This window comes from Streptomyces sp. NPDC050806 (assembly GCF_055586425.1).
The window spans coordinates 683,961-691,196 of sequence record NZ_JBVJIF010000005.1; the positions used below are offsets into that span (position 1 = coordinate 683,961).

Here is a 7,236-nt window from a genome sequence, read left to right on the forward strand (position 1 = left end):
ACCACCGGTGGCCGGTGCGGATGCACAAGGTGCGGCAGTGGTACCCCAGCCGCCGGGAACACCGCGTCATCCGGCGCGGCCCCTGCATCAAAGGCCCGGCCGACGCTCCGCTGATGCTGGGGGAGAAGGCCTACCGCGTCGATCCCTGAGCCGCAGAGGTGCGCGTCGCACATGGGCGCCTTGGCCGGGGCGCATTCGGCAGTGCGTGGCGTTGAAGAGTCGGCCGCGCCCTTCGCCTGGTCGTGCGGCAGTTCCGCTCTTCGTGTGCCGGGGAGGGCTCGAGGGAGCGTCCGCGCCTGGGGCGAATCGGCGGTGCGCTACGGCCGTGTTGACATCCGCCCCTGCCTTGTTCCGCAAGGCAGGCGCTGCGCCTTGTGGCAACGATTGAGCGTTCGTGCATCACGCTGGAGGGGTAATGTGGGAGCTAATTTGATGGCTAATTTTGCGCTAGTGTCTGCGCTGGAGGTGGAGCATGCCCAGCGAGGAAGAGCTGTTCGAGGCGGTGGAGGCGCTGTTGGCCGGGGAGCCGCGGTTGCCGCCGCCGGGAGAGCGGGCCCGGCTGCGCGAGGCGGCGGGGGTCACGCAGGCGCGTCTGGCGCAGGTGCTGAAGTCGTCGACGCAGACGATCAAGAACTGGGAGGCGGGCCGGTCCGAGCCGCGGCCGCCGCGGCTGCAGGCGTACCGGCGGCTGTTGGAGGGCTGGGCGGAAAAGTACCCGGCCACCGCACCACAAGCCGAGTCTGCCGAGCCGGAGGCACGCACCGCCCCCCGGCCCACCGCGGTCCCCTCCGCCGCGACCTCTCCGGCCCCGGAGGTCACAGAAACTGCCCCCGCTCCGCCCCCCGCGCAGACACCGAAGAAGACCGCGGCCGCGTGGCGTTCGGCATCCCGCCGTCCGTCGGCGACCAAGCGGGCGCCCCGCAGGAGCGAGGAACGGTTTCCAGGCGGCCCGTTGGCGGTTGTGGACGTTGCGGAGGACGGTGCGCTGACCGCTTACGGCGTGGGCGGCGTACTGCTGGACTGCCCGGCGAAGACCATCCCGGCGCTGGCGGAGTGGACGCTGACCGAGGCAGGTCTGGGCGCCCCGCCGCTCACCGGCGAGTTCGGTAGGGACACTGATCCGCTTCTCCTCCTGACGGCGGCGGCCGCCGACCATTTCGGTCTGCCGCCGGCGCTGGATTCCTTCGAGGCCAAGCGCACCAAGCGCCTTGCAGAGAACCACAGTGTGGTCAAGCAGATCACCAAGTCGGGGTGGAAGCTGACGGGACGGGGGTTCGGTCCGTGGGCGCGGATCTACCGGCCGATCACAGCCAAGGGGGAGAAGCGGCAGTGCGTTCAGCTGGCGATCCTCCCCTGGGGAGCCCTGGCCGCGCGGGCGTGGGGTGCGGCCGACCAGCTGCCGCCGCCGGACCTGGCCGACGTCCTGGGCACCTACGCCGACCGCGTCATCACCCCCCTCGGGTCGACAGGCGTGTGCGGGCTGGAGCTGATGACGCGTCTGCGCCCCGCAACCCGCGCGGTCAAGGACGAGAACGGCGCGTGGGTCTCCGCCCCCAACCCCGAGGGCCTGAGCGAGCCGGTCGACCCGGCCCCGCCCGAGGCACGCCCCGAACACCCCCTGGCCCAGGGCTGGGAGGGCGGCTTCCTGGAGGAAGAGGCCTTTGACTGGGTACGTGATCCGGCCCTGCTCTCACAGGCGGAGCGGTCGCTGCCGTGGACGGTCGGCCTGGACATCAACGCGGCCTTCCTCGCCGCCGCCGCCTCCCTGACCGTCGGCTTGAGCGAGCCCGTCCATCACCTCCGGCCACGGTTCGAGAAGAAGGCGGTGGGTTGCTGGCTGGTCGACCTCTCCCACATCGAGCTGGACCCGCGCCTGCCCAACCCCTTCACCAAGACCGGCCGGCGCCCCACAGGGCCGGCCTGGTACGCCACGCCGACCGTGGAGTACGCCGTCCAGCTCGGCCACACCGTGGAGCCGATCGAGGCGTACCTGCGGACGCGCACCGGCCCCTACCTCAAGCCCTGGTATGACCGGCTCAGCGCCGCGTACGTGGCGACCATGGCCGACGTCGGCATCACCAAGGACCTGGACGCAGGCGCGTTCCTGGCCCCGATGGCCCTGCACCAGCTCCTGAAGAACGCCGACGCCGACGACTTGGCCGCGGTGCGGGACCTGGCCGCCGCGCGGGAGGCCCTGGCCGGCCCGCCGGAGCTGACCGAAGCCCTCGCCACCCGCGGCCAGCAGCCGATGCAGCTGCTGCTGGCCGACCCAGGCGTCCTGGACCGCCTGGCCGCCGCGGACGACGACGAACTCCTGGACCTGATCGATCGCCACCAGCGCACCGCGATGGGCTTCTCTGCCATCAAGCAGACCGCCAAGGACGGTATCGGCAAGCTGCGCGAAGGGCCCCGCGGCCTCCACTACGAGATGGGGGAGCGCTGGCCGGCCCTGGAGCGCCCCACCTGGCGCCCGGACATCCGTGCGATGGTCATCTCCAAGGCGCGCATCAACATGCACCGCAAGATGGTCAAGCTCGCCGAGCTCACCGGCGCCTACCCGCTCGGTGTGCTCTCCGACTGCGCCGCCTACCCCGCCGCCAGCCCGTTCCCCGCCGACCTGCTGCCGCCGGCCACCAACCCGGAAACCGGCCGGCCCTCGGGCACCTTCCGGCTGGGCGTCACTCCGGGCCTGGCCAAGCACGAAGGCACCCAGACCCTGACCTGGGCCACCGACCTGATGAAGCAGGGCTACAACCCGGCCCGCCACATCAAGGGCGACACCGTCGACACGGGGGAGTGACCGATGACCACCAGCCCGCCAGGCACCCGTATCCACGTCAGCGCCTCCGCGGCCCGTGCCATCGATACCGCCATCGACGACGCGGTCGAACGTGCCTCCTACGAGACCGTCACCAAGGCGCCGCCCAAATCCGCCCAGGCGCGCATGCGGCTGCTGGTCAAGGCGGAGAAGGGCTCCACGAAAGCCGTGGCCCGGCGGCTGGGCGTCTCCCAGCGCACAGTGGAGCGCTATCTCGCAGGCCAGCGCAAGAAGCCGCGAGCGGCCCTTCGGGAGGCGCTGGAGCGGGAGGTCGCCAAGTCCTGGCAGCCCCGAGTCCGTCAGCGGGCCCGCAAGCACGCCTCGACCACCGGGGGACTTGCCATCGAGACCCGCGCCACCTTCGGCTACGAGGCGCCCGCCGGCACCACCGACGAAGCCCGCGAGAGGATCATCCGCGTCGACCTTCCCGCCCACTACGCGAACCGCATCTTCACCGCCCAACGCGGCGACAGCGACCAAGAGCTCCGCGAAATCATCGCCGAAGGACTTGCCGACGTGTATTTCCGCGACGGCGGACGCCGCGCCCAGAGCCTCGATGTCGTCCTCACCGACATCGACTACATCGACATGCGGTTCAAATAACCACCGACCTTTTCCGTGAAGAGAAAAGGCGAACAAGAACCGAGAAAGCGTCTGTCCCCGGCATTGGAGCTGCCGGGGACAGGCGCTTTCTACACGTACCACGTCCTGGCACGTCCACCATGGCGCGGACCAGGGTTGGCACGCCGCACAACCCGCAGGACACTGCTCCCATGGGGCGGGAAGATGCCGAGAACAACGGCGCACTCACCGAAGAAGAGGCCGCCAACATCGGCGGAATGCCCATCCAGGACCCCGGCGACGACCATGCCCAGGACGGCGATGATGAGTGAACCCGAATCCGGATGGGACATCTTCGGCCGGCGCCTGCTGAAGCGCACCTACCAACCCGGCCGCATGCGCGCCGTCACCCTCACCCCCGGCCCGCCGCGCGCCGCCCACCTCGCCCCCGACGCGCCCCGCGCGGTCCTGCGGTGGGACGGACAGAGCTGGAAGCTGGTCGCGATCGTCGCCAATCTTGCTGCCGCCCAGGACCTCATGCGCCCCGACGAACCCGGTCCGGAGCCCTGGTAGCCACGCCTGCCGCAGCAGAACCGCAGCGACGCCGAAGGCGAAGACACCCGCTGCGCAGCGATCGGACCACTGTCCCTCGTTTACTGGATCAACTTCCCCGCGCGGCACCTGTCCGTTCTAGACATCATCTGTGTCGTGTAATCAGCCACCTCGAATTGCCGACTGATGCGCGTTCACGGTGCAGCCGGCCTCTATAGTTGTCCTGCCGTATCCACAGGTGCTGAAGCGCCATGGAGCCGCGGCAGACTGGTTCGCCAGCGGGCTTAAAAAAGCCCTGAATGTCCGTTTTAACGCATAGGCAGCAAGACTGCGCGTGAGCCGGGGCTTACCGAATGCGCTCGGGGCCCGCTGACGACGAACCTTCCTTGCGAAGCGCGAACGGGCCCCAGACCCCGAAGGGCCTGAGGTGAACCTGCAGATCGCCCCCGTGAACGGCTTGATCTTCGTGATCGGCTGTCTCGTTGGCTATGTCGTGTACCGCCGCACCGTGAACAACTTGAATACTCCCCGGCCATCGGGAGACGTGGCTGCAGCCGTCACAGCGGCCGCAGCCACCGTCGCCGTACTGGTCGTCCTGCTCGCACCCGCGAACAGCCAGGCAACAGGCGAAATGCCCACCCGGAGTACCGCGCCTGCGCCGACCGGAGAGCGGCCGAGCGGACATTGACCTGCTCATGGCCGGAACGCCCACACCGCGTTCCGGCCGCAGCCGGCGCACTGCAGGTCCTCTACGCGTGCCGCGTAGAGGACCTGTCCTTGAGATCTGTCGCATGCCCGACATCTGTGGGGCGACCCGTGCTGCACCTCGCGGGCGTGGGCAGGTGCGCCCGTTCAGCCCCTTCGGGGTCGCGCCGATGTGGGGGGCGTAGCCCCGGAGGTGTCTTCTGCGCTGCCTGGGCTACGTTCGTCCCGGATCAGGGGATGGTGATGGTGAAGGGCTGGTCATGCAATGAGCCAGCGGTCTTGCCGGTGCTCACCTGCACGGTATTCCGGTCGTCGCCGCACGTGCTGGTCGTTCCCCTGCTCACGAATACGGCTGCGTCCCAGGTGCCGCCGCCGGCTGTGGAGACGTTGGGGACGATCTTGGTGACGTCGATGTCGGAGTCGGCCAGCTTGATGCAGTACCGGCCCGTGCTGGGCTTGGTTACGGAGTCGATGCCCTTGCCCCGGAGCAGCGTTCCATCCTTGTCGACAAACGCAGCTGCTTGGACGTGCGGTGCCTTGGCCGTGTCCGCCACGGCCGCAGCCACGCCCGCTCCGCCGGCTGCCAGCACCAGGCCGGCGGCCCCCAGGACGGCGTAACGACGGGCCTTGTTCTGAAGCATGGTGTACTCCCACAGGATGAGCCCAAACGGGCCGCTAATGTGACGAGCAGTATTCACGCAGAAACTCTGAGTGACGCGCTAGAAGGGGGCGGGGCTCTCCACTCGTATGAAGGACTGCTCCCCGCTTAAACCGGATGTCCAGTCGCAGGGGATTCGTGCCAGCACCCGCCCTGCTTGCTGATCCGGTGCCGGGCAGTCTCCTGCCACGGACAAATCCACCCGGTTCAGGCCCGGTCAAGGCGAAAACGGACGCCCATCGCCGGTGGCTGTCAGACCGCGGACAAAGGGGTGCTTCCGCACGGTGGTCCCGGCCCTCACGCCTCGCGCGTGCGGGCCGGACCTGTCACCGATCCGGCCGCGTACGGCCGGAGAATCCCGAGGACGCGATGACCACCGCCCCCACCCCGCCGACGTCGGCGGACACGACAGCGGCAGCAAGCCCCGCAGCGAGCCACACCCCCAGCCCCGCAGCCGCAACTCGTCGTCTGGCGATTGTTGCTGATCAGACCCCTTTTTTCAGCCGTCTCGGCCGGTTGCAACTCCTCTTCTCCCAGCACTGATGTGCCTGGAGAAGTGCCCCGGCCCCGTCCCAGGACCATGCCGAAGGCCGGAGCGCAGATCCGGGGCGAAGTCCTCCTCACCCTCGCTCAGTTGCGCCTGGCCACACCCCGCCAGCTCAAGATGCTGCTGCTGCCCGACCACCAGGACACGGACTACCTCCGCCGCGCGCTGCGCAACCTCCGCGCGGACGCCCTGGTCGCCCGGACCCACCGCGCCCAGCACAGCTACTGGTACTGCACCCCGGCGGGCCTGGCCGAAGCCGCCGCCTCCGGCGAACTGCCGCCGAAGGCCGGCCGGGCCACCGGGCGGTGCGCGGCCGCGAGGACCGGATTGCGTGAGCACGCCCTCGCCCTGGTCGACACCGTCATCGCCTTCCACCAGGCGCAGGCGGCCCACCATGCCGACTGGCGAGTGGAAGTCGCCCACCCCACGCCGGCCGTCTCCCTGGTGCCCGACGGCGTGGTGCTCCTGAACAACGGCTCCAGCGCGTTCGTGGAGATCGACCGCACGATGTCCTACGCCCGCCTGGTCGCCAAGCTGGAACGCTCCGACGCCTACCGAGGCGCGCCACCGAGCGGACGAGGCAATGCCGCCCGTGCCCCGCGCAGCCACTGGCAGGAGACCTACGCCGGCCCGACCCTGCAGCGCCCCCTCCCGCCGGTGCTGTTCGTCTTCGCCCACGCCCCGCAGCGCGCGGCCCCGGCAACGAGGGAGGCCGCCTTCTGCGACCGCGCCCGCCGTCTCTGGAGCGTGAACTACCGGATCACCGTGGCGACTACGACCCTGTCGCTGCTGACCCGACGGGGGCCCGGTCGTGCAGTGTGGTGGGTCGTCGGCCACGGCGAGGACCGCCGGGCCCTGGCCGCGCCGCCGAAGCCACGCTGAGCACGGCGGGTCCGGCCTCCGCCCAGGCTGGGCCCGCTGTCGTCCGGCCCGCGTTGTCGGTGGTGGCTGCAAGGCTGGGGGGATGAACGGCGATGAGCAGCTGTTGCGTGGCCGGGTCTACGGCCACGACCACGACGACCCCGGCCCTGGCCCGCTGCCGCACCAGACGTACGCGGCGCTGATCGGAGGGCCGCTGGATGGGCTCCTGCTGGACATCACCGGCTGGCGGCCGGAGGAAGTCGACGACGGCGCCGCCCTGTCCACCGAGCTGTCGCGGTGGTCCGGCGGCCGCGCCCTGTACGACCCGCGCCCCGGCGAACCGCGCACACTGGGCCCTGGAGTGAGCTGCCGCTTCTACTACTCCGGCGACACGCCCTGAGCTTGTTCCTTAACTTTTGACCCGGTCGAATCGTCACTCTTTGGAGTGATCGCGGGGTGTGAGGTGGCCTTCCTCGCGATTCTTCACCCAGCTACTGCGTACGGGAGTTCAGCAGAAGGGTCGTGGGCTGAGTG

8 protein-coding genes are annotated in these 7,236 nt (G+C 69.9%); 7 read left to right on the plus strand and 1 reads right to left on the minus strand.

Annotated elements, in window-relative coordinates:
* Window positions 1–14: 14 nt before the first annotated feature.
* The 5 genes from ACZ6WH_RS19230 to ACZ6WH_RS19250 all read left to right on the plus strand — a co-directional run bounded on the left by ACZ6WH_RS19230 (window position 15) and on the right by ACZ6WH_RS19250 (window position 4,619).
* Window positions 15–149 (plus strand): hypothetical protein, encoded by a 135-nt coding sequence (locus tag ACZ6WH_RS19230; protein WP_469729611.1) that lies wholly within the window; start codon window positions 15–17, stop codon window positions 147–149.
* Between the two features lie 323 nt (window positions 150–472).
* A complete protein-coding gene (gene tap, locus ACZ6WH_RS19235; protein WP_469729612.1) occupies window positions 473–2,800 on the plus strand; it encodes a telomere-associated protein Tap in 2,328 nt (775 codons plus the stop codon).
* A gap of 3 nt (window positions 2,801–2,803) precedes the next feature.
* The gene (gene tpg, locus ACZ6WH_RS19240) at window positions 2,804–3,421 is read left to right on the plus strand and encodes a telomere-protecting terminal protein Tpg (protein WP_469729613.1); all 618 of its coding nucleotides are present in this window, start codon (window positions 2,804–2,806) and stop codon (window positions 3,419–3,421) included.
* A gap of 282 nt (window positions 3,422–3,703) precedes the next feature.
* Window positions 3,704–3,952, plus strand: coding sequence for a DUF6087 family protein (locus tag ACZ6WH_RS19245; protein WP_469729614.1), 249 nt, complete (start codon window positions 3,704–3,706; stop codon window positions 3,950–3,952).
* A 406-nt stretch (window positions 3,953–4,358) separates the two neighbouring features.
* Window positions 4,359–4,619, plus strand: a complete 261-nt coding sequence (locus ACZ6WH_RS19250; protein ID WP_469729615.1) for a hypothetical protein — start codon at window positions 4,359–4,361, stop codon at window positions 4,617–4,619.
* A gap of 247 nt (window positions 4,620–4,866) precedes the next feature.
* Here ACZ6WH_RS19250 and ACZ6WH_RS19255 read toward each other — a convergent pair whose 3' ends face one another.
* Window positions 4,867–5,277 carry a hypothetical protein gene (locus ACZ6WH_RS19255; RefSeq protein ID WP_469729616.1) on the minus strand — a complete coding sequence of 137 codons (411 nt, stop codon included), beginning with the start codon at window positions 5,275–5,277 and terminating at the stop codon, window positions 4,867–4,869.
* Between the two features lie 597 nt (window positions 5,278–5,874).
* On the opposite strand from ACZ6WH_RS19255, the gene ACZ6WH_RS19260 reads away from it, so the two are divergent.
* Both ACZ6WH_RS19260 and ACZ6WH_RS19265 read left to right on the plus strand, forming a co-directional pair.
* A complete protein-coding gene (locus ACZ6WH_RS19260) occupies window positions 5,875–6,723 on the plus strand; it encodes a replication-relaxation family protein (RefSeq protein WP_469729617.1) in 849 nt (282 codons plus the stop codon).
* 82 nt (window positions 6,724–6,805) lie between these two features.
* Entirely contained in the window at window positions 6,806–7,102 is a 297-nt protein-coding gene (locus tag ACZ6WH_RS19265; RefSeq protein ID WP_469729618.1) for a hypothetical protein, read from the plus strand.
* The last annotated feature ends 134 nt before the right edge of the window (window positions 7,103–7,236 follow it).